We start from the raw sequence: 18,353 nt of genomic DNA on the forward strand, positions 1-18,353 counted from the left end.
CCCCCTCTCCCTTCAGGGAGAGGGTTGGGGAGAGGGGACGGAGCCAAACCTAGACACCTAAGCCACTTGGAAACTCCGTTCGCGAGCAAGCTCGCTCCTACGAAGAGCCTCAGCGTCACTGCTCCTCGCTATCCACCAGGATGTTCTCCAGCGCCTCACGATACTCCCCAGGCTCCTGCCAAAGCCCCCGCTGCTGCGCTTCCAGCAGGCGCTCGGCCATGTCCCGCAGGGCTTCGGGGTTGTGCCGCTGGATGAACTCGCGGGTGTCGTCGTCCAGCAGGTAGGCGTCGGCCAGTAGCTGGTACTGGTGGTCTTCCACCAGTTCGCTGGTGGCGTCGAAGGCGAACAGGTAGTCCACGGTCGCTGCCATCTCGAAGGCGCCCTTGTAGCCGTGGCGCTTCATCCCGGCGATCCATTTCGGGTTCACCGCGCGGGCGCGCAGCACGCGGCCGAGTTCTTCCTTCAGCGTGCGGATGCGCGGGTTGTCCGGCTGGCTGTGGTCGCCGTGGTAGCTGGCCACGCGGCGCTCCTGGATGACCTCGGCGGCGGCCAGCATGCCGCCCTGGAACTGGTAGTAGTCGTTGGAATCGAGGATGTCGTGCTCGCGGTTGTCCTGGTTGTGCAGCACCGCCTGCAGGCCGTCCAGGCGCCGGGCGAAGCGCTCGCGGGCCGGGGTGCCGTCGTCGCCGGCGCCGTAGGCGTAGCCGCCCCAGTTCAGGTAGGCCGCGGCGAGGTCGGCGCGGTTCTCCCAGCTGCGTTCCTCGATCACCCCCTGCACGCCGGCGCCATAGGCGCCGGGCTGGGCGCCGAAGATGCGCCAGCCGGCCTGGCGCCGGGCTTCTTCCGCCGCCACACCGTTGGCCTGCAACTGGGCGCTTTCGGCGCGTACGCGGGTGGCCAGCGGGTTCATGTCGTCCGGCTCGTCCAGCGCCGCCACCGCCTGCACCGCCGCGTCGAACAGGCGGATGAGGTTGGCGAAGGCGTCGCGGAAGAACCCGGAGACGCGCAGGGTCACGTCCACCCGCGGGCGGTCGAGCAGGCTCAGCGGCAGGATCTCGAAGTCTTCCACGCGCTGGCTGCCGGCCTGCCACACCGGGCGCACGCCCATCAGCGCCAGGGCCTGGGCGATGTCGTCGCCGCCGCTGCGCATGGTCGCCGTGCCCCATACCGAGAGGCCGAGCTGGCGCAGGTGGTCGCCGTGGTCCTGCAGGTGCCTTTCCAGCAGGCGGCTGGCGGACTGGAAGCCGAGGCGGTAGGCGGTGGGCGTGGGTAGGTTGCGCACGTCGACGGTGAAGAAGTTGCGCCCGGTGGGCAGCACGTCCAGCCGCCCGCGGCTGGGCGCGCCGCTGGGGCCGGCGGGGACGAAGCGGCCGTTCAGCCCGGCCAGCAACTGGCCGATCTCGTTGGCGCCGCAGGCGTCGAGCAGCGGCGCCACGTTCTCGCGCAGTTGCTGGAGGACTAGCGCACTGGCTGCGCCGGGGCCGTCGAGGCCGTCCTCGATCAGGCGCAGGGCGAGCAGTTCCAGGCGTTCGCGGGTGTCGCCGTTGCTGCGCCAGGGTTCGTCGCTGACGGCCAGCAACAGCTCGGGGCGCGGGCCGTCCCAGGGCTCGGCGAAGTTGCTGTCCAGCGGGTCGCGGCCCAGGCGCAGGTCCTCGGCCAGGGCGCGCAGCAGGCTGGCGTTGCCGCCCTTGCCATCGCCGCGGGGGATGCGCACCAGCGACAGCAGGGTGTCGCGGCGCAGCTGGCCCACCGGCGATTCGCCGAACACGTGCAGGCCGTCGCGAATCTGCGATTCCTTGAGGTCGCAGAGGTAGGCGTCCAGCTGCGGCAGCCAGCTGTCCTCGTCGTCGTTCAGTTGCAGGCCCAGCTCGCGGTCGAGGGCGGCGGCGCGCACGGCGTCGAGGATTTCCCCGCGCAGTTGCACGGCGCGGCGCGGGTCCAGCAGCGAGGCGTCGTAGTACTCGTCGGCCAGCCGCTCCAGGTCGCGCAGCGGGCCGTAGTTCTCGGCGCGGGTCAGCGGCGGCATCAGGTGGTCGATGATCAGCGCCTGGCTGCGGCGCTTGGCCTGGGCGCCCTCGCCGGGGTCGTTGACGATGAACGGGTAGAGGTTCGGCAGTGGGCCGAGGATCGCGTCCGGCCAGCATTCCTCGGACAGGCCCACGCCCTTGCCCGGCAGCCATTCGAGGTTGCCGTGCTTGCCGACGTGGATCACCGCGTCGGCGCCGAAGGCCTCGCGCAGCCAGAAATAGAAGGCCAGGTAGCCGTGCGGCGGGACCAGCGCCGGGTCGTGGTAGATGGCCGCCGGGTCGAGCTGGTAGCCGCGCGCCGGCTGGATGCCGACGAAGGCCAGGCCCAGGCGCAGGCCGGCGACCATCATCCGCCCGCCACGGCACATCGGGTCCTGCTCGGGCTCGCCCCAGCGCTCGCGCACGGCGCGCTGGTTGGCTTCGGGCAGGCGCGCGAAGCAGGCCAGGTAGTCGGCCAGCGCCAGGCTCTGGGCGCAGGGGCGCAGGTCGAGGTTGTCGAGGTCGTTGCTCACCCCGCCGAGCAGGCTGTGGATAAGCGCGTCGCCGCTGTCCGGCAGGCCGGCCACCGGGTAGCCCGAGGCTTCCAGCGCGCGCAGGATGTTCAGCGCCGCCGCCGGCGTATCCAGGCCGACGCCGTTGCCGATGCGCCCGTCGCGGGTCGGGTAGTTGGCCAGGATCAGCGCCACGCGCTTGTCGGCGTTGGCCTTGCGCGCCAGGAGGACCCAGCGCCGCGCCAGCTCGGCGACGAAGTCCATGCCCGGGCGGTGCGCCAGGTAGCAGACCACGTCGCTCTGGCTGCGCTCGCTGCGCCAGGCCAGGCCCTTGAAGCTGATCGGCCGGGTGATCAGGCGGCCGTCCAGCTCCGGCAGCGCCACGTGCATGGCCAGGTCGCGCGGGCCCAGGCCCTGGGCGTTGGCGCGCCACTGCTCGATGTTGTCCAGCGAGCAGATGGCCTGCAGCACCGGCACGTCGCGGCGGAACGGGCGGGCCTGGGGCGCCTCCGGGTTGGACTGGGCGAAGCCGGTGGTGTTGATGATCAGCTCGGCGCAGGCGGCGTCCAGCAGTGCCTCGACCTGCTCCAGGCAGGCCGCTTCCTTGAGGCTGGCCACGGCGATCGGCAGGGGGTTGAGGCCTTGGGCCCCCAGGCGCTCGCAGAAGACATCGATGAAACCGGTGTTCGCCGCCTGCAGGTGGGTGCGGTAGAACAGCAGCGCCGCCACCGGCCAGTCGGGGTTCCACTCGGCCTGCCAGTGGCAGAGCCCGGCGCTGGCGTGCCGGGGATGGTGCAGCGCCACGCGGGGCAGGGCGCGCGGTTCCTCCCAGGGGTAGGCGCGGCCCAGGTAGCGGCTGGCCAGGTTGGCGAAGAACTGCCGGGCGTTGTCCAGGCCGCCCTGGCGCAGGTACTGCCAGAGGCGCTCGGCCTCGGCGGCTGGAACCGTGCACAGCGCGGTCAGTTCGGGGTCGGGCTTGTCGTCGCCGGGGACCAGGACCAGGGTGGCGCCGCGCTCGGCCAGGGCCACCAGTTGCTCGATGCCGTAGCGCCAGTAGCCGACGCCGCCGTGCACCGAGATCAGGATGACTTTCGCGTGCCGCAGCACCTCGTCGACGTAGAGGTCCACCGAGGCGTGGTTCTGCAGCTGCATGGGGTTGGCCAGGCGCAGGCTCGGGTAGTCCGCCGGCAGCTCGCGGGCGGCCTCGGCGAGCAGCGCCAGGTGCGAATCGCCGCTGCAGAGGATGACCAGCTCGGCGGGCGTCTGGGCCAGGTGGGCGATGCCGTCGTCGGGGACGAAGCCGCCGGGTTGGGTGCGCAGCAGGTGCATGGTACGGCCTTGGTCGAGGGCTGTGCGTAGGAGCGAGCTTGCTCGCGAACAAACCCGCTGCGGGGCCATTCGCGAGCAAGCTCGCTCCTACGAAGGGCGTCAGGTCAGTGCGGTGCGCAGTTCGTTGGCGATGCTGGCCTGGTCCAGTTCCTGGCCGATCACCACCAGGCGGGTGGCGCGGTTTTCGTCGCTCAGCCACTTGCGGTCGAAGTGTTTGTCGAAGCGCTTGCCGACGCCCTGCACCAGCAGGCGCATGGGCTTGCCGGGGATGGCCGCGAAGCCCTTGATGCGCAGCACCGCGTGGCGCTCCACCAGTTGCTCGAGGGCGTCGAGCAGGGCGCGCTCTTCCACTTCCGGCAGGTCGACGTGGAAGGAGTCGAACTCGTCGTGGTCGTGGTCCTCGTGCCCTTCATGGTCGTGGTGGGTCGAGCGGCTGTCGATGTGCAGCTCGGCCTCGGCGTTCAGCCCCAGCAGCACCGACAGCGGCAGCTGGCCGGCGCTGGCCTCGATGATCTTCACCGCCGGCGGCAGTTCCTCGGCGACGTGGGTGCGCACTTGCGCGAGGGTGTCGGCGTCGAGCAGGTCGGCCTTGTTCAGCACCACCAGGTCGGCGCTGGCCAACTGGTCTTCGAAGAGTTCGTGCAGCGGCGACTCGTGGTCCAGGTTCGGGTCCTGCCTGCGTTGCTCGTCCACCTGCTCGGGATGCGCGGCGAAGGTGCCGGCGGCCACCGCCGGGCTGTCGACCACGGTGATCACCGCATCCACCGTGCAGGCGTTGCGGATTTCCGGCCACTGGAAGGCCTGCACCAGGGGTTTGGGCAGGGCCAGGCCGCTGGTCTCGATGAGGATCTGGTCGAGCTCGCCGCGGCGCGCCACCAGCTCGCGCATCACCGGGAAGAACTCTTCCTGCACAGTGCAGCACAGGCAGCCGTTGGCCAGTTCGAAGACGCGGCCCATGGCCTCTTCTTCGCTGCAGCCGATGGAGCATTGCTTGAGGATTTCGCCGTCGATGCCCAGTTCGCCGAACTCGTTGACGATCACCGCGATGCGGCGGCCTTCGGCGTTGTCGAGCATGTGCCGGAGCAGGGTGGTTTTGCCGGCGCCGAGGAAGCCGGTGACGATGGTGACGGGGAGCTTGGCCAGGGTTTGCATGGTCGCCTCTGCGCTGCGATGGCGGGAGGCAGAGGCGCGCGCACGGAGGTTCCGCGCGTCGGAAGCCGCCACCGGATCACCCCGCCCGGTTGTGGTAATGCTGGTTCGAGGCAGGTCTCCTGGCTCACGATCCGGCTTGCGCCTGGCCTTCGCCTTCCCGCCCGTGGGCAGTGGCATTCGAAGGGGTTTGGATCGTTCACAGTTGCGGGGGCAGCCGTGGCCTTGACCACGTTCCCTCTTAGCTCCGGCGCCGGGCCGGAGAACCTCGAAGCGGCAAAGGCTACGCAGTGCCCGGCGGGTGGTCAATCGCCGCCGGGCCGGTTGACGCTCTGCCTGGGCCGTGCTGTGCTGCCCGGCGATTGCCCGAGGAAGGATCGCCCGCGTGATACTGGTTGCCGGACTGGGGTGCCGCCGTGGCTGCGGCGCCGACGAACTGCTCGCCCTGCTGCGCGCCTGCCTGCGCGAGGCCGGCCTCGATGAGGCGGCTCTGAATGCCCTGGCCAGCAGCGAGGCCAAGGCCCTGGAAGGTGGCCTGCGCGACCTGTCGCGGCAACTTCGTCTGCCCCTGGAACTGCTGGATGCGCAGCGCCTGGTGCCTTACGAGCAGCGCCTGACTTCCACTTCCGAGCGGGCTCGCCAGGTCACCGGCAGCGCTGGCGTGGCTGAGGCTGCCGCCCTGGCACTGGCCGAAGCGCTGGCTGAAGGCCCGGCGCGGCTGGTCGTGCCCAAGCGGCGCAGCGCCAACGCTACTTGCGCGCTGGCCATGGCTCCCTACGGGCTGGGGTAGACTTGCGCCTTTCCCGATCCGAAGCGAAACGCCCATGACGGTCTATTTCATCGGCGCCGGCCCCGGCGATCCCGAGCTCATCACGGTCAAGGGCCAGCGCCTGCTGCGCAGCTGCCCGGTGATCCTCTACGCCGGCTCGCTGGTGCCCGAGGCGGTGCTCGAAGGGCACAGCGCCGAGGTGGTGGTGAACACCGCCGAGCTGCATCTGGAGCAGATAGTCGCGCTGCTGGCGGAGGCCCACGCGAAAGGCCAGGACGTGGCCCGCGTGCATTCCGGCGACCCTTCGCTGTACGGCGCCATCGGTGAGCAGATCCAGCACCTGCGCCGGCTCGGCATCCCCTACGAGATCGTCCCCGGGGTCACCGCCACCGCCGCCTGCGCCGCGCTGCTGGGCTGCGAGCTAACGCTGCCGGACGTGTCGCAGACGCTGATCCTCACCCGCTACGCCAGCCGCACGAAGATGCCCGAGGGGGAATCCCTGGGCGACCTGGCGCGGCACCGGGCGAGCATGGCCATCCACCTGGGCGTGGGGCAGTTGGAGAAGATAGTCGCGGAGCTGTTGCCGCACTACGGCGCGGACTGCCCGATCGCGGTGATCCACCGCGCCAGTTGGCCGGATCAGGACCAGGTCAGCGGCACCCTCGGCGACATCCTGCCGAAGGCTCGGGCCAAGGGGTTCAAGCGGACGGCGCTGATCCTGGTCGGGCGGGTGCTGGCGGCGGAGGGGTTTGGGGAGTCGTCGTTGTATAGCGCGGGGCATGGGCATCTTTACCGGCCGGGCTGACGGCAGATGGCTGGGGGTTGTTTGTAGGAGCGAGCTTGCTCGCGAATGGTGCTTGCCGGATGCATCGGTGCATCAGGTCGACTCCGCTCCCTCTCCCCAGCCCTCGGCTGCGCGCCCCGCCCTGAAGGGAGAGGGAGCTTGTCCGTGCCGAGAGGAGGCCCGGTTTTAGCCGGCAATCTCTGTGTTAGCCGGCTGACTCCAGAACATCAGCGTCTGCCCAACGGTCCCCTCTCCCTTCAGGGAGAGGGTTAGGGAGAGGGGCTCTCGAACCCGCCACCCACCATCAAGCCATCCAGTCATCCGACCCGCGCCCGGGCAGGCCGTGGCGGATGTACCAGCGCACGCCCAGGTGCAGGCCCAGGGCGGTGCCCACTGTCAGCAGGATCGTCAGGGTTTCCGCATCCATGGTCGCTGTCCTTCGTCCGGGGTCTGGTCTGACAGCGTATGCCTGCGGCGATCTGTCGCACAGATACAGATCGTGTCCGAATGTACGGAGCAGCGCTACAGCGACTGGATGATCCGCCCGAGGGTTTCCATGGCCTTTTCGCTGCGTGGCGTCCAGGGGTGGCCGTAGTTCAGCCGCAGGCAGTTGCGGAAGCCGCGGGTGGCGGAGAAGATCGGCCCCGGGGCGATGCTGATGCCCTGGGCGTGGGCCAGCTGGAACAGCTTCAGGGCGTCGACCCGCTCGGGCAGCTCCAGCCAGAGGAAGTAGCCGCCGCTGGGGCGGGTCACCCGCGTCGCTTCGGGGAAGTGCCGGGCCACCGCGGCGAGCATGGCGTGCTGCTGGCTTTCCAGGGCGTGGCGCAGCTTGCGCAGGTGGCGGTCGTAGCCGCCGTGCTGCAGGTAGTCGGCGATGGCCGCCTGGGCCGGCACCGAGGCCGACAGGCTGGTCATCAGCTTGAGCCGCTCGACCTGCGCGTGGAAGCGCCCGCCGGCCACCCAGCCGACGCGGTAGCCCGGCGCCAGGCTCTTGGAGAAGCTGCCGCAGTGCATCACCAGGCCCTCGGCGTCGTAGGCCTTCACCGGCTTGGGCGCCTGCTGGGCGAAGTACAGCTCGGCGTAGACGTCGTCCTCGATCAGCGGCACCTGGTGCCGGGCCAGCAGGCCGGCGAGGGCGCGCTTGCGGTCCTCGCCCATGCTCGCGCCCAGCGGGTTCTGGAAGTTGCTCATGAACCAGCAGGCCTTGATCGGCAGGCGCTCCAGGCTGTCGGCCAGCACCTGCAGGTCGATGCCCTCGCGCGGGTGCACGGGGATTTCCACGGCCTTGAGCTTGAGCCGCTCCAATACCTGCAGGGTGGCGTAGAAGGCCGGCGCCTCGATGGCCACCAGGTCGCCGGGCTGAGTGACCACCTGCAGGCACAGGTTCAGCGCCTCCAGCGCGCCGTTGGTCACGACCAGTTCTTCCACCGGCAGCGGCGTGCCGTTGACCATGTAGCGCAGGGCGATCTGCCGGCGCAGGGCATGGCTGCCCGGTGTCATGTCGGCCACCGCGGCGCGCGGCTCCATGTCGCGCACGGCGTGGGCCATGGAGCGTGCCAGGCGCGGCAGGGGGAACAGTTCCGGGGCCGGGAAGGCCGAGCCGAAGGGCACGGTGTCCGGGTCCTTGATCGAGCCGAGCACCGAGAACACCAGCTCGCTGACGTCCACCTCGGTGGTCTGCGCCGCGTGACGGGCGATCTCCGGTTCGGCCAGGGCGCGGCGCACGTGCTCGCGGACGAAGTAGCCGGAGCGCGCGCGGGCCACGATCAGGCCGCGATCCTCCAGCAGGTAGTAGGCCTGGAACACGGTGGAGGCGCTGACCCCGTAGGTGCGGCTGGCGTGCCGCACCGAGGGCACCTTCTGCCCGGGGGCGAGCACCCCGCTGCGGATCAGTTCGGCGATCTCGTCGGCGAATTTCTCGTAGCGCTTCATCTTGTCCCGGGGGCCGTTGGGGAGCTCCCACTCTAGGCGTTGCGCGGCGCCGCCGCCATGCCGCGGGGCCATCGCTCAGCGCCTCGGCGCGACGAAGGTGCTGGCCGCCTCGACCTGCTCGCCGCCCTGCTGCGCCGTCACGCGGAAGTGCAGGGGCACAGGCCCGCCGCTGCCGCCCGGTTCGAGGCGCGCCACCGAGACGGCGAAGTCGCGGATCTCGCCCGGCTCCAGGCGCTGGTCGAGGGCGCCCTGCAGGCGATAGCCGCCGGCCTCGGCCAGGTTCAGGCGGTAGCGCTGCGGCTGCTGGGTCTTGTTGATCAGCTTGAGGTTGTAGACGTTCTCGATCAGGCCTTCGGCGTTCTCGCGGAACAGGCCGCGGTCGCGGGCCACGTCCAGGGCGACCAGCGGGCGCGCCTGCAGGGCCCAGGCGAAGGCGCCGAACATGGCCAGCAGCACCGCCGCATAGCCGACCAGGCGCGGCCGCAGCAGGTGGGTGCGGCCGCCTTCCAGGGCGCGCTCGGAGGTGTAGCGCACCAGGCCGCGGGCGTAGCCCATGCGGTCCATCACCGTGTCGCAGGCGTCCACGCAGGCGGCGCAGCCGATGCAGGCGATCTGCAGGCCGTCGCGGATGTCGATGCCGGTGGGGCAGACCTGCACGCACTGCTGGCAGTCGATGCAGTCGCCCAGGCCGAGGGTCCTGGGCTCGGCGTCCTTGCGCCGCGCCCCGCGGGATTCGCCGCGGGCGGCGTCGTAGGAAATGATCAGGGTGTCCTTGTCAAACATCACGCTCTGGAAGCGCGAGTAGGGGCACATGTGGATGCACACCTGCTCGCGCAGCCAGCCGGCGTTGGCGTAGGTGGCGGCGGCGAAGAAGGCCACCCAGAAGGCGCTTTCCAGGTCCAGGTTCAGGGTGAAGAGGTCCGCCACCAGCGGGCGCACCGGGGTGAAGTAGCCGACGAAGGTCAGCGCCGTGGCCAGGCTGACCAGAAGCCAGAGCCCGTGCTTGGCGCCCTTGCGCAGGTACTTGGCGGCGCTGGCCGGGGCCTTGTCCAGCTTCATGCGCTGGTTGCGGTCGCCCTCGGTGACCTGCTCGGCCCACATGAAGATCCAGGTCCACACGCTCTGCGGGCAGGTGTAGCCGCACCACACGCGGCCGGCCAGCACGGTGATGAAGAACAGGCCGAAGGCGGCGATGATCAGTAGCGCCGAGAGCAGGATCAGGTCCTGCGGCCAGAAGGTCGCGCCGAAGATGTAGAACTTGCGCTCGGGCAGGTCCCAGAGCACCGCCTGGCGGCCGTTCCACTGCAGCCACAGGGTGCCGAAGAACAGCGCGAACAGCAGCGCGCCGCCGAGCCGCCGCAGGTCGCGGAAGCGCCCGCTGAAACGCTTGGTGTAGACCGTCGGGGTGACCGCCGAGAGCGGCCTGGACGGCGGGGTGAAGGCGTGCGGGGCGGCGATCTCGACGATCTTCGCGGGGATTCTCTGGCTCATTGTCGTGGCCCATCAGGCTTGGGATGCGCCGCGACTATAGGAAGCGCCCTGGGCACGAAACAGATTCAGGTTGCCCGCGAAAAACCGGATCAGATGCGCCGCGCCAGGCGTGGCCTGCGCTGTGGCGGTGGCGCGCGGCACGCGGTCGCAGGGCGGTCCAGGCCGCGCGGGCAAGGCGTCTGATCCGGTTTTTTGTGGCGGATCTGCCGCTGTTTCGCGACACGACCGCCGGCCATAGTGGCGCCATCACCAGCGGTGGCCCGACGCAGGCCGCCGCAGCAGCCTTGTGAGGTGCCCCCGGCGATGTACCGATACGACGATTACGACCATGCCCTGGTGCGCGAGCGCGTGGCGCAATTCCGCGACCAGGTGGCGCGGCGGCTGTGCGGCGAGCTGAGCGAGGAGGAGTTCCTGCCGCTGCGCCTGCAGAACGGCCTGTACCTGCAGAAGCACGCCTACATGCTGCGCGTGGCGATCCCCTACGGCACCCTGGCGAGCCGCCAGCTGCGCGTGCTGGCGCAGATCGCCCGGGACTTCGACCGCGGCTACGGCCACTTCACCACGCGGCAGAACATCCAGTTCAACTGGATCGAACTGGAGCAGGTGCCGGACATCCTCGAACAGCTGGCCGAGGTGGAGATGCACGCCATCCAGACCTCCGGCAACTGCGTGCGCAACATCACCACCGAGGCCTTCGCCGGCGTCGCCGCCGACGAGCTGCTGGACCCGCGGCCGCTGGCCGAGATCCTCCGCCAGTGGTCGACGGTGAACCCGGAATTCCTGTTCCTGCCGCGCAAGTTCAAGATCGCCCTGTGCGCCGCCGAGGAAGACCGCGCGGCGGTGATGATGCACGACATCGGCCTCTACCTTTACCGCGACGCTGCCGGCGAGCTGCGCCTGCGGGTGATGGTCGGCGGTGGACTGGGGCGCACGCCGATCCTCTCCCAGCCGATCCGCGAGGACCTGCCCTGGCAGCACCTGCTGTCCTACGTCGAGGCCATCCTGCGGGTGTACAACCGCCACGGCCGCCGCGACAACAAGTACAAGGCGCGCATCAAGATCCTGGTCAAGGCGCTGGGCATCGAGGCCTTCGCCCACGAGGTGGAGGAGGAGTGGCTGCACATCCGCGATGGCGAGGCGCAGTTGACCCTGGAGGAATACCAGCGCGTCGCCGCCGCCTTCGAGCCGCCGCATTACGCGCAGGCCGCCGCCGACGAACTGGCCTACGGCAGCGCCCTGGCCGCCGATGCCGCCTTCGCCCGCTGGGCCTCGCGCAACGTGCGCCCGCACAAGGTGCCGGGCTATGCCTCGGTGGTGCTGTCGACCAAGCCCGGCGCCGCCGCGCCGCCCGGTGACGTGAGCGCCGGGCAGATGGAACGGGTCGCCGACTGGGCCGAGCGCTTCGGCTTCGGCGAGGTGCGCGTGGCCCACGAGCAGAACCTGGTGTTGCCGGACGTGCGCAAGGCCGACCTGCACGCGCTCTGGCGCGAAGCCTGCGAGGCGGGGCTGGGCACGCCCAACCAGGGCCTGCTGAGCGACGTCATCGCCTGCCCCGGCGGCGACTACTGCGCGCTGGCCAACGCCAAGTCGATCCCCATCGCCCAGGGCATCCAGCAGCGTTTCGAGGACCTGGACTACCTGCACGACCTGGGCGAGCTGAGCCTGAACATCTCCGGCTGCATGAACGCCTGCGGCCACCACCACATCGGCAACATCGGCATCCTCGGCGTCGACAAGAACGGCAGCGAGTGGTACCAGGTCACCCTCGGCGGCGCCCAGGGCAAGCGCGCCGCGCTGGGCCGGGTGATAGGCCCGTCGTTCAGCGCCGCCGAGGTGCCGGCGGTGATCGAGCGCATCGTCCACACCTACGTGGAACGGCGCGGGGCCGGCGAGAGTTTCGTCGAGACCGTCGAGCGCATCGGCCTGGAGCCGTTCAAGGCGCGGGTCTACGCCCAGGCGCAGGTGCCGGCATGAACAACCTGATCCGCCTGGGCGGCGAGGGCGCCTGGCACGACCGCGACGACGCCTGGACGCTGCTGCGCGAGGTGCCCGAGACGCTGCCCGAGGGCGACCTCATCCTGCCGCTGGAGGCCTGGCTCACCCGTAGGAGCGAGCTTGCTCGCGAACAAACATCGGAGCCGGGCGCTTCGCGAGCAAGCTCGCTCCTACAGGAAAGCGGGGTGTGGCTGGGGCCGGATGACGATCCGCAGAGGCTGGTTGGCCAGCTGGACAAGCTGCCGCTCATCGCCATCGACTTCCCCAGTTTCCGCGACGGCCGTGGCTACAGCCTGGCCTACCTGCTGCGCCGGCGCCTGGGCTGGCGCGGCGAGCTGCGGGCGGTGGGCGATGTGCTGCGCGATCAACTGGCGCACCTGCGCCAGTGCGGTTTCGACGCTTTCGCGGTGCGCCAGGACAAGTCGGTTGAGGACGCGCTCAAGGGCCTGGCCGGCCTGAGCGTGCTCTACGGGCGCTCGGCGATCGAGCCGCGGCCGCTGTTCCGCCGGCGCTGAAAAGCGGCCCGCTTTCGGGGGGTAAGGCCGCGCCGCGCGTGGCGCCGTGCTTGACGCTGTTCCGGTGCGCAGGAAAAATGCCGGCAAAGCGTCGGCGAAACGCCGCCGGCCGTGGCCCACGATTCGAGTGACCCCCTGAAGATGCGTATGCGCCTGATGCTGTTGGGTGGCGGTAATGCCCTGGGACAGGCGCTGATCCGCCTGGGAGCCGAGGAAGACATCGGCTTCCTCGCCCCGCGCCCGCCCGAGCAGGGCTGGGATGCCTCCAGCCTGACCCTGCTGCTGGACGAGACCCGCCCCGACGCGGTGATCAACCTCGCCTACTACCACGACTGGTTCCAGGCCGAGCAGGTCGACGACGCCCGCCTGGCCGCCCAGGAACGCGCCGTGGAGCGCCTGGCCGAACTCTGCCAGCACTACGAGATCCTCCTGCTGCAGCCTTCCAGCTACCGGGTGTTCGACGGCGCCCGCGCCACCGCCTACAGCGAGAAGGACGAGCCGCTGCCCCTGGGCCGCCGCGGCCAGGCGCTGTGGCGCATGGAGCAGTGGGTCCGCGCCACCTGTCCGCGCCACGTGCTGCTGCGTTTCGGCTGGCTGCTGGACGACAGCCCGGGCGGCAGCCTGGACCGCTTCCTCAGCCGCGCCCTGGGCGAGGAGGAGCTGTACCTGGCGGACGACCGCCGCGGCAACCCCACCCCGGTGGACGACGCCGCGCGGGTGATCCTCTCGGTGCTCAAGCAGCTGGACTGCCAGGCGCCGCTGTGGGGCACCTACCATTACGGCGGCCTCGAGGCCACCACCACCCTGGCCCTGGGCCAGGTGATCATCGCCGAGGCCCGGACCCTCACCGGCCAGGCCCTGCGCGACCCCGTCGCCCAGGCCCACGCGGCGCGCCCGGATGCCAGCGAGGAACCGCAGCACGCGGTGCTCGCCTGCAAGAAGATCCTCCACACCTTCGGCATCAAGCCGCGCGCCTGGCGCGCCGCGCTGCCGACCCTACTGGACCGTTACTACCGTCATGGCTGACATCTCCCCCACCTGCGCCCGGCCCGTCCTCATCACCGGCGGCGCCGGCTTCATCGGCTCGCACCTGGCCGACGCGCTGCTGGCGCGCGGCTACCACGTGCGCGTGCTGGACAACCTGTCCACCGGCAAGCGCGAGAACCTCGACGCGGCCGTGGAGCTGCTGGTCGGCGACGTCGCCGACGCGGCGCTGGTCCGCCGTGCCCTGGACGGCTGCCAGGCGGTGGTGCACCTGGCCGCGGTGGCCTCGGTGCAGGCCTCGGTGGACGACCCGGTGGCCACCCACCAGAGCAACTTCATCGGTACCCTGAACCTCTGCGAGGCGCTGCGCGGAGCCGGCATCCGGCGCGTGCTGTACGCCTCCAGCGCCGCCGTCTACGGCCAGAACGGCCAGGGCACGGCGATAGTCGAGGACCTGCCGAAGGCACCGCTGACGCCCTATGCCGCGGACAAGCTGGCCGGCGAGTACTACCTCGACTTCTACCGCCGCCAGCATGGCCTGGAGCCGGCGGTATTCCGCTTCTTCAACGTCTACGGCCCGCGCCAGGACCCGTCCTCGCCCTATTCCGGGGTGATCAGCATCTTCACCCAGCGGGCCCTGAACGGGCAGCCGATCACCGTGTTCGGCGACGGCGAGCAGACCCGTGACTTCATCTACGTCGCCGACCTGGTGCAACTGCTGGTGCAGGCGCTGGAGGCGCGGCAGGTGCCGGAAGGGGCGGTCAACGTCGGGCTGAACCAGGTGACCAGCCTGAACCAGCTGCTCGGCGAGATCGGTGCGCTGGTCGGCAGCCTGCCGCCGGTGAGCCACGCCGAGGCGCGCCCCGGCGACATCCGCCATTCCCGCGCCGACAACGGCCGCCTGCTGGCGCACTACCGCCTGGAGCGGCCGACGCCGATCGGCGAGGGCCTGGCGCGCCTGCTCGGGCGCTGATCACCACCAGGGCTTGTTCAGCGCCAGGTAGAAGATGCCGCCCAGGCATGCCAGGGCCAGGGCGCTGAGCAGCGCCTTGGGCCCGCGCGCGGCGCTGCGCATGGCGAAGGCGGCGAGCACGATGTAGCCCAGCAGCAGCCCCAGCTTGGCCTGCAGCCACAGCGGCAGCGGCCAGGGCATGGCCAGGTGCACCAGGCCCAGGGCGCTGAGCAGCAGCAGGCTGTCCACCAGGTGCGGCGCCCAGCGCTGCCAGCCGGCCAGGCGCCGGCCCAGCCAGTTCAGCCCCAGGCGCCAGAGGAACAGCAGGCTGCTGAGGATCGCCAGGGTGATGTGCAGGTGCTTCAGCCAGAGGTACATGGGCGGCTCACTTGTATTCGGTGGTGTAGAGCACGACGAACTCGAAGGGCCCCGGCCGGACCTCGGCGCCCGCCAGCAGCTCGGCCTCGAAGGTGGTGTCGAAGCCCAGCGAACGCGGCGAGCGCACCACGTGCTCGACGGGCTGGTTGAAGACTACGTACCGCTCGTTCTGCAGGTCCTTGATCTTCAGCAGCAAACCGGCGGATTCGTGGAGCAGCGCGGTGTTGCCGTCGAGGAGCTGGCCGTTGGCCGGTGACAGCGTGGTGTGGATGACCGCGCCGCCGTCGCACTGCCAATGAAAGTCGAAACGCCGCTGCAGGGGCAACTGGTTCTTGCTGAAACTGCCGAAATCGACCCGCGTCGGCACATCGGTCATCTCGCAGGTGGTGGGCAGGAAGGTCAGGGCGACGCCCGGGAAGGGGTCGATGGGGTAGGCCGGCGGCGTGTTGTTCCAGCGCGAGCCGACGAACAGCGCCGGCTCGCGGAAGTTGATCGAGTACACCCCCGGGGTGTCGATCGGGCCGTTCTTCAGCACCTCGATGAAGCTGTTGGACAGCGAGCCGCTGACGCATTCGCTGGGGCCCAGGCTGCGGTCGCCGACGATGCCCAGTTGGATGCGCTCGGCCACCCCGCCCACCTGTTTGACGCCGACGCCGTCCTTGCCCGAGGGAATCACCCGGTAGACCAGGCCGTTGAGGTTGGTGGCGAAGTCGTTGCCCTGCATGTGGCTGGCCTCGCTGGCCACGCCCAGCACGATGTAGCGCCCGGCGTCCCCGGCCAGGTACTCCTGCAGGCGGCAGGCGTAGTCCAGGGACAGGTTCAGGGTGCCCAGCACGCTGCCCACCGGCAGGCCGGCGCTGATGTAGGTCTCGCCGTCGTAGGTGAACTGCTGGTTGGTGAAGTAGCACTGGTTGGGCTCCACCGGGCATTCGTCGGCCCGGGCCGGGAGCGCCTGCAGCAGGCAGGCGGCCAGGGCGAGGCCGTGGAGCAGGGTGGCGGGGCGGCGGATCATGCTTCCTCCTTGCGGGGCTGGCCGCTGGCGGCCTGGCAGTCGACCGGGATGGCCCGGTAGGTGTCTTGCTTGTCCTTCTTCGCGGGCATGGCGTAAGTGAAGCTGCATTGCTGCTCGTCCGCCTCGCCCCAGGATACCCGGTAGCTGTCGCGGCCCTTTTCCAGGTACAGGTAGACCAGGTTGTCCTGGCCGACGTAGGCCAGCACCTCGCCGTTGCCGCCGACCTCGGCGCCGAAGGGCACTTCCAGGCCGCCGGCGCGGCGCAGCTCGAGCAGCACCGAGATGCCGCTGCGGGTACGGTAGGGCACCCGCACGATGGCGCCGTAGCGCGGCGCGGTCTTCTGGATGTTCTCGCGGATCTCGACGTCGTCGATGGCGCTCTTGGCGTCCAGCACTATCTCGTTGTGGCGGTAGGGCGTCAGCCCGGTGAGCAGGGCCTTGCCGTCGCCGTCCAGGTGAACGCGGCCGCGCGGCAGCAGGGCGCCCGCCGCGCCTTCGGCCTCGACTATGGCCATGGTCTCGCCCTGGTTCGGCGACAGCGCCACGCCGCCGGAATAGGCGACCAGGCTGCCGCGCGCGGACAGGGACTCGCGGCTGAAGCCGTCGCCCCGCGCCAGGCTGGCGCCCAGCGAGCTGGCGGCGGTGCGCAGGTTGAGGTTGCCGCCATAGGACTGGCTGTTGCCGCCCTCGGCCTGGCTGTCGTTGCCGTACAGGTTGTAGTTCCACTGGCCCTGTTCGCCGGCGATGCCGCTGAGGCTGGTCTGCAGCGAGCGGTTGCGCGCGTCCTGCAGCGACAGGGTGCTGCTCAGGCGCGGCGCGCCGGCCTCGCGGCCCAGCGGGACGCTGACGCTCAGCAGGTACTGGTTGTCGTAGCCGTCGACGCTCTGGAAGCGCGTCGCCGACAGGCCCAGGCTGCCCCAGCCGAAGGTCCGGCTGAAGCCGCCGCTGAAGGTCAGGCTGCGGTTCTCCCCGGTCCAGTAGGTCTGCCCCACGCCGGACAGGTACAGGCTGCCGCCGCCCAGCGCCTGGCTGAGGTTGAGCTGGACGCGGTCGCGCTCGCGGAACAGGTTGGCGTTGTCGGTGTCCAGGGCGTCGGCCGCGGCGGCCAGCCCCAGGTAGCCCTTGTCCGAGCGGCGGTAGGACAGTTGCAGGTGGGTGCCGCCGAAGCTCTTGTTGTAGGCCAGGCGGTAGCTTTCGCCATTGTCGGGCATGCCCTGGCCGGCGGCTTCGCCGGGCAGCGCGTCGAAGCGCGAGACGGTGGCGTCCACCGAGAAGGCGCCCAGCGAGGTGTTCAGCGCGGCGCCGATCAGCGAGGCCATGTAGCTGTCGGCGAGCACCGCGCCGGAATAGGCGCTGAGGTTGTTGCTCAGGCCCCGGCGGTAGCCGCCCTGGACGAATTTCAGCGGGTTGCCGACGTCCTCGCCGCGGTAGCTGCCCGAGGCGACCTGGTAGCGCGAGGCGCCGGGCCTGAGCAGTTCGGCGGCGTAGGAGTAGGGCACGCTGAAGGTCTTCTCGCGGCCGTCGGCCTCGATCACCGTGACCTGCAGGTCCTCGGTGTAGCCGGTGTTGTACAGGTCGTCGATGACGAAGGGGCCGGGCGGGACGCTGACCTGGTGGATCAGTTGCTGGCCCTGGTGGATCTTCACGGTGGCGTTGCTGTCGGCGATGCCGCGCACCACCGGGGCGAAGCCGCGCTCGCTCTCCGGCAGCATGCGTTCGTCGCTCTCCAGCTGCACGCCGGTGAAGGGGATGCTGTCGAACATCTCGCCGGCGGTGAAGTGCTGGCCGAGGGTCAGCTGCGAGGAAAGCCCGGTGAGGTCGCGCTGGGCGTAGTTGTTCAGCGTGCGGTAGTGGCTGCCCTGGCGGGTGGTGTCGCTATGGCTGAAGCTGGCGTTGTGGCGCAGGCGCCAGTCCAGCAGGTTGAGGCCGCCGTTGAGGCCCAGGAACAGGTCGTTGCGGGTGTCCTGGCTGTTGCTGGAGCGGTCGAGGTTGCCGGTGTAGCTGAGGAAGCCGGCGTTGATCCCCGAATCCCAGCTCGACGGCGGCGCGTAGTTGCGCGGGCGCTGCTTCACGTAGGCCTGGGGCAGGGTGAGGTGGATGGCCCCGCTGGCGCCGTCCAGGTCCACGCGGCTTTGCGGGACGCGTTCGAGCAGGTCGATGCAGTCGCCGCCGGCGGGCTCGGCGTCGGGAGCGGGCCGGGGCAGCAGCACGCCCCACTGTTCCAGCTGCTCCGGCCCGAAGCAGTAGACCTGGCGCTGCTCGGCGGTGTGCACGATGCGCACTTCCTGCTGGCCGAAGTACACCTTGTTCAGCGTCAGGTCCAGCGAGTAGGTGCCCGGCGGCAGCGCCGAGGGGTTCTTCTCGAACCCGGAAACGTCGGTGCTCATGCCCAGCGTCTCCAGCAGGCCGCGGTCGAAATGCACCTCGCCGGGGCCTTCGGCGGCCAGCGCCGGGGCCGGCAGCAGGGCGCAGCAGAGCCCTCCCAGGCAGCCGAGGCGCAGGGTGCGGGACAGTATCGAAGGGAACACGATGGACCTCGCGCAGG

At 70.3% G+C, this 18,353-nt stretch carries 14 protein-coding genes and 1 riboswitch; of the genes, 6 read left to right on the top strand and 8 right to left on the bottom strand.

Annotation, left to right across the window (positions count from 1 at the left end):
- Nucleotides 1–115: 115 nt before the first annotated feature.
- Together cobN and cobW are read right to left on the bottom strand one after the other, a co-directional pair.
- The gene (gene cobN, locus VV867_RS20620; RefSeq protein WP_328567421.1) at nt 116–3,847 is read right to left on the bottom strand and encodes a cobaltochelatase subunit CobN; all 3,732 of its coding nucleotides are present in this window, start codon (nt 3,845–3,847) and stop codon (nt 116–118) included.
- Between the two features lie 99 nt (nt 3,848–3,946).
- On the bottom strand, nt 3,947–4,999 hold the full coding sequence (gene cobW / locus VV867_RS20625) for a cobalamin biosynthesis protein CobW (protein ID WP_328567422.1): 1,053 nt from the start codon (nt 4,997–4,999) through the stop codon (nt 3,947–3,949).
- Between the two features lie 92 nt (nt 5,000–5,091).
- Nucleotides 5,092–5,282: riboswitch (cobalamin riboswitch) on the bottom strand.
- A 99-nt stretch (nt 5,283–5,381) separates the two neighbouring features.
- Here cobW and VV867_RS20630 point away from each other — a divergent pair.
- Together VV867_RS20630 and cobM are read left to right on the top strand one after the other, a co-directional pair.
- Nucleotides 5,382–5,786: a cobalamin biosynthesis protein gene (locus VV867_RS20630; protein WP_328567423.1), complete on the top strand. Its 405-nt coding sequence runs from the start codon at nt 5,382–5,384 to the stop codon at nt 5,784–5,786.
- Between the two features lie 34 nt (nt 5,787–5,820).
- Nucleotides 5,821–6,570, top strand: a complete 750-nt coding sequence (cobM, locus tag VV867_RS20635) for a precorrin-4 C(11)-methyltransferase (RefSeq protein ID WP_275627768.1) — start codon at nt 5,821–5,823, stop codon at nt 6,568–6,570.
- 283 nt (nt 6,571–6,853) lie between these two features.
- Here the strand turns inward: cobM and VV867_RS20640 are convergent, their stop codons facing one another.
- The 3 genes from VV867_RS20640 to ccoG all read right to left on the bottom strand — a co-directional run bounded on the left by VV867_RS20640 (nt 6,854) and on the right by ccoG (nt 9,972).
- Nucleotides 6,854–6,976 (bottom strand): hypothetical protein, encoded by a 123-nt coding sequence (locus tag VV867_RS20640; RefSeq protein ID WP_256595844.1) that lies wholly within the window; start codon nt 6,974–6,976, stop codon nt 6,854–6,856.
- 95 nt (nt 6,977–7,071) lie between these two features.
- Entirely contained in the window at nt 7,072–8,481 is a 1,410-nt protein-coding gene (mapR, locus tag VV867_RS20645; protein WP_328567424.1) for a GntR family transcriptional regulator MpaR, read from the bottom strand.
- A 75-nt stretch (nt 8,482–8,556) separates the two neighbouring features.
- Nucleotides 8,557–9,972 (bottom strand): cytochrome c oxidase accessory protein CcoG, encoded by a 1,416-nt coding sequence (gene ccoG, locus VV867_RS20650; RefSeq protein ID WP_328567425.1) that lies wholly within the window; start codon nt 9,970–9,972, stop codon nt 8,557–8,559.
- Between the two features lie 303 nt (nt 9,973–10,275).
- Here ccoG and VV867_RS20655 point away from each other — a divergent pair, with 303 nt between their 5' ends.
- The 4 genes from VV867_RS20655 (at nt 10,276) to VV867_RS20670 (ending at nt 14,439) form a co-directional block, all read left to right on the top strand.
- Nucleotides 10,276–11,946, top strand: a complete 1,671-nt coding sequence (locus VV867_RS20655; RefSeq protein WP_328567426.1) for a nitrite/sulfite reductase — start codon at nt 10,276–10,278, stop codon at nt 11,944–11,946.
- Nucleotides 11,943–12,482, top strand: coding sequence for a DUF934 domain-containing protein (locus VV867_RS20660; protein ID WP_328567427.1), 540 nt, complete (start codon nt 11,943–11,945; stop codon nt 12,480–12,482). Before VV867_RS20655 ends, VV867_RS20660 begins: the two co-directional genes overlap by 4 nt.
- A gap of 141 nt (nt 12,483–12,623) precedes the next feature.
- Nucleotides 12,624–13,508: a sugar nucleotide-binding protein gene (locus VV867_RS20665; RefSeq protein ID WP_109933787.1), complete on the top strand. Its 885-nt coding sequence runs from the start codon at nt 12,624–12,626 to the stop codon at nt 13,506–13,508.
- Nucleotides 13,501–14,439, top strand: a complete 939-nt coding sequence (locus tag VV867_RS20670; RefSeq protein WP_328567428.1) for an NAD-dependent epimerase/dehydratase family protein — start codon at nt 13,501–13,503, stop codon at nt 14,437–14,439. The genes VV867_RS20665 and VV867_RS20670 overlap by 8 nt, the downstream gene beginning before the upstream one ends.
- Here the strand turns inward: VV867_RS20670 and VV867_RS20675 are convergent, their stop codons facing one another.
- Genes VV867_RS20675 through VV867_RS20685 form a run of 3 tightly spaced genes read right to left on the bottom strand, consistent with a single transcriptional unit; the run spans nt 14,440 to nt 18,336 of the window.
- Nucleotides 14,440–14,796 carry a SirB2 family protein gene (locus VV867_RS20675; RefSeq protein ID WP_089393391.1) on the bottom strand — a complete coding sequence of 119 codons (357 nt, stop codon included), beginning with the start codon at nt 14,794–14,796 and terminating at the stop codon, nt 14,440–14,442.
- A gap of 7 nt (nt 14,797–14,803) precedes the next feature.
- Nucleotides 14,804–15,808: a hypothetical protein gene (locus tag VV867_RS20680; RefSeq protein ID WP_328567429.1), complete on the bottom strand. Its 1,005-nt coding sequence runs from the start codon at nt 15,806–15,808 to the stop codon at nt 14,804–14,806.
- A complete protein-coding gene (locus VV867_RS20685) occupies nt 15,805–18,336 on the bottom strand; it encodes a fimbria/pilus outer membrane usher protein (RefSeq protein WP_328567430.1) in 2,532 nt (843 codons plus the stop codon). Before VV867_RS20685 ends, VV867_RS20680 begins: the two co-directional genes overlap by 4 nt.
- Nucleotides 18,337–18,353 lie beyond the last annotated feature (17 nt).

Origin of the sequence: Pseudomonas sp. JH-2, assembly GCF_036231725.1 — a bacterium.
Lineage (GTDB): Bacteria > Pseudomonadota > Gammaproteobacteria > Pseudomonadales > Pseudomonadaceae > Pseudomonas > Pseudomonas delhiensis.

Coding starts and splice junctions, on each gene's coding strand:
- mapR (WP_328567424.1), bottom strand. CDS start 8,481: ATGAAGCGCTACGAGAAATTCGCCGACGAGATCGCCGAACTGATCCGC.
- VV867_RS20660 (WP_328567427.1), top strand. CDS start 11,943: ATGAACAACCTGATCCGCCTGGGCGGCGAGGGCGCCTGGCACGACCGC.
- cobW (WP_328567422.1), bottom strand. CDS start 4,999: ATGCAAACCCTGGCCAAGCTCCCCGTCACCATCGTCACCGGCTTCCTC.
- ccoG (WP_328567425.1), bottom strand. CDS start 9,972: ATGAGCCAGAGAATCCCCGCGAAGATCGTCGAGATCGCCGCCCCGCAC.
- VV867_RS20665 (WP_109933787.1), top strand. CDS start 12,624: ATGCGTATGCGCCTGATGCTGTTGGGTGGCGGTAATGCCCTGGGACAG.
- VV867_RS20670 (WP_328567428.1), top strand. CDS start 13,501: ATGGCTGACATCTCCCCCACCTGCGCCCGGCCCGTCCTCATCACCGGC.
- VV867_RS20640 (WP_256595844.1), bottom strand. CDS start 6,976: ATGGATGCGGAAACCCTGACGATCCTGCTGACAGTGGGCACCGCCCTG.
- VV867_RS20680 (WP_328567429.1), bottom strand. CDS start 15,808: ATGATCCGCCGCCCCGCCACCCTGCTCCACGGCCTCGCCCTGGCCGCC.
- cobN (WP_328567421.1), bottom strand. CDS start 3,847: ATGCACCTGCTGCGCACCCAACCCGGCGGCTTCGTCCCCGACGACGGC.
- cobM (WP_275627768.1), top strand. CDS start 5,821: ATGACGGTCTATTTCATCGGCGCCGGCCCCGGCGATCCCGAGCTCATC.
- VV867_RS20675 (WP_089393391.1), bottom strand. CDS start 14,796: ATGTACCTCTGGCTGAAGCACCTGCACATCACCCTGGCGATCCTCAGC.
- VV867_RS20655 (WP_328567426.1), top strand. CDS start 10,276: ATGTACCGATACGACGATTACGACCATGCCCTGGTGCGCGAGCGCGTG.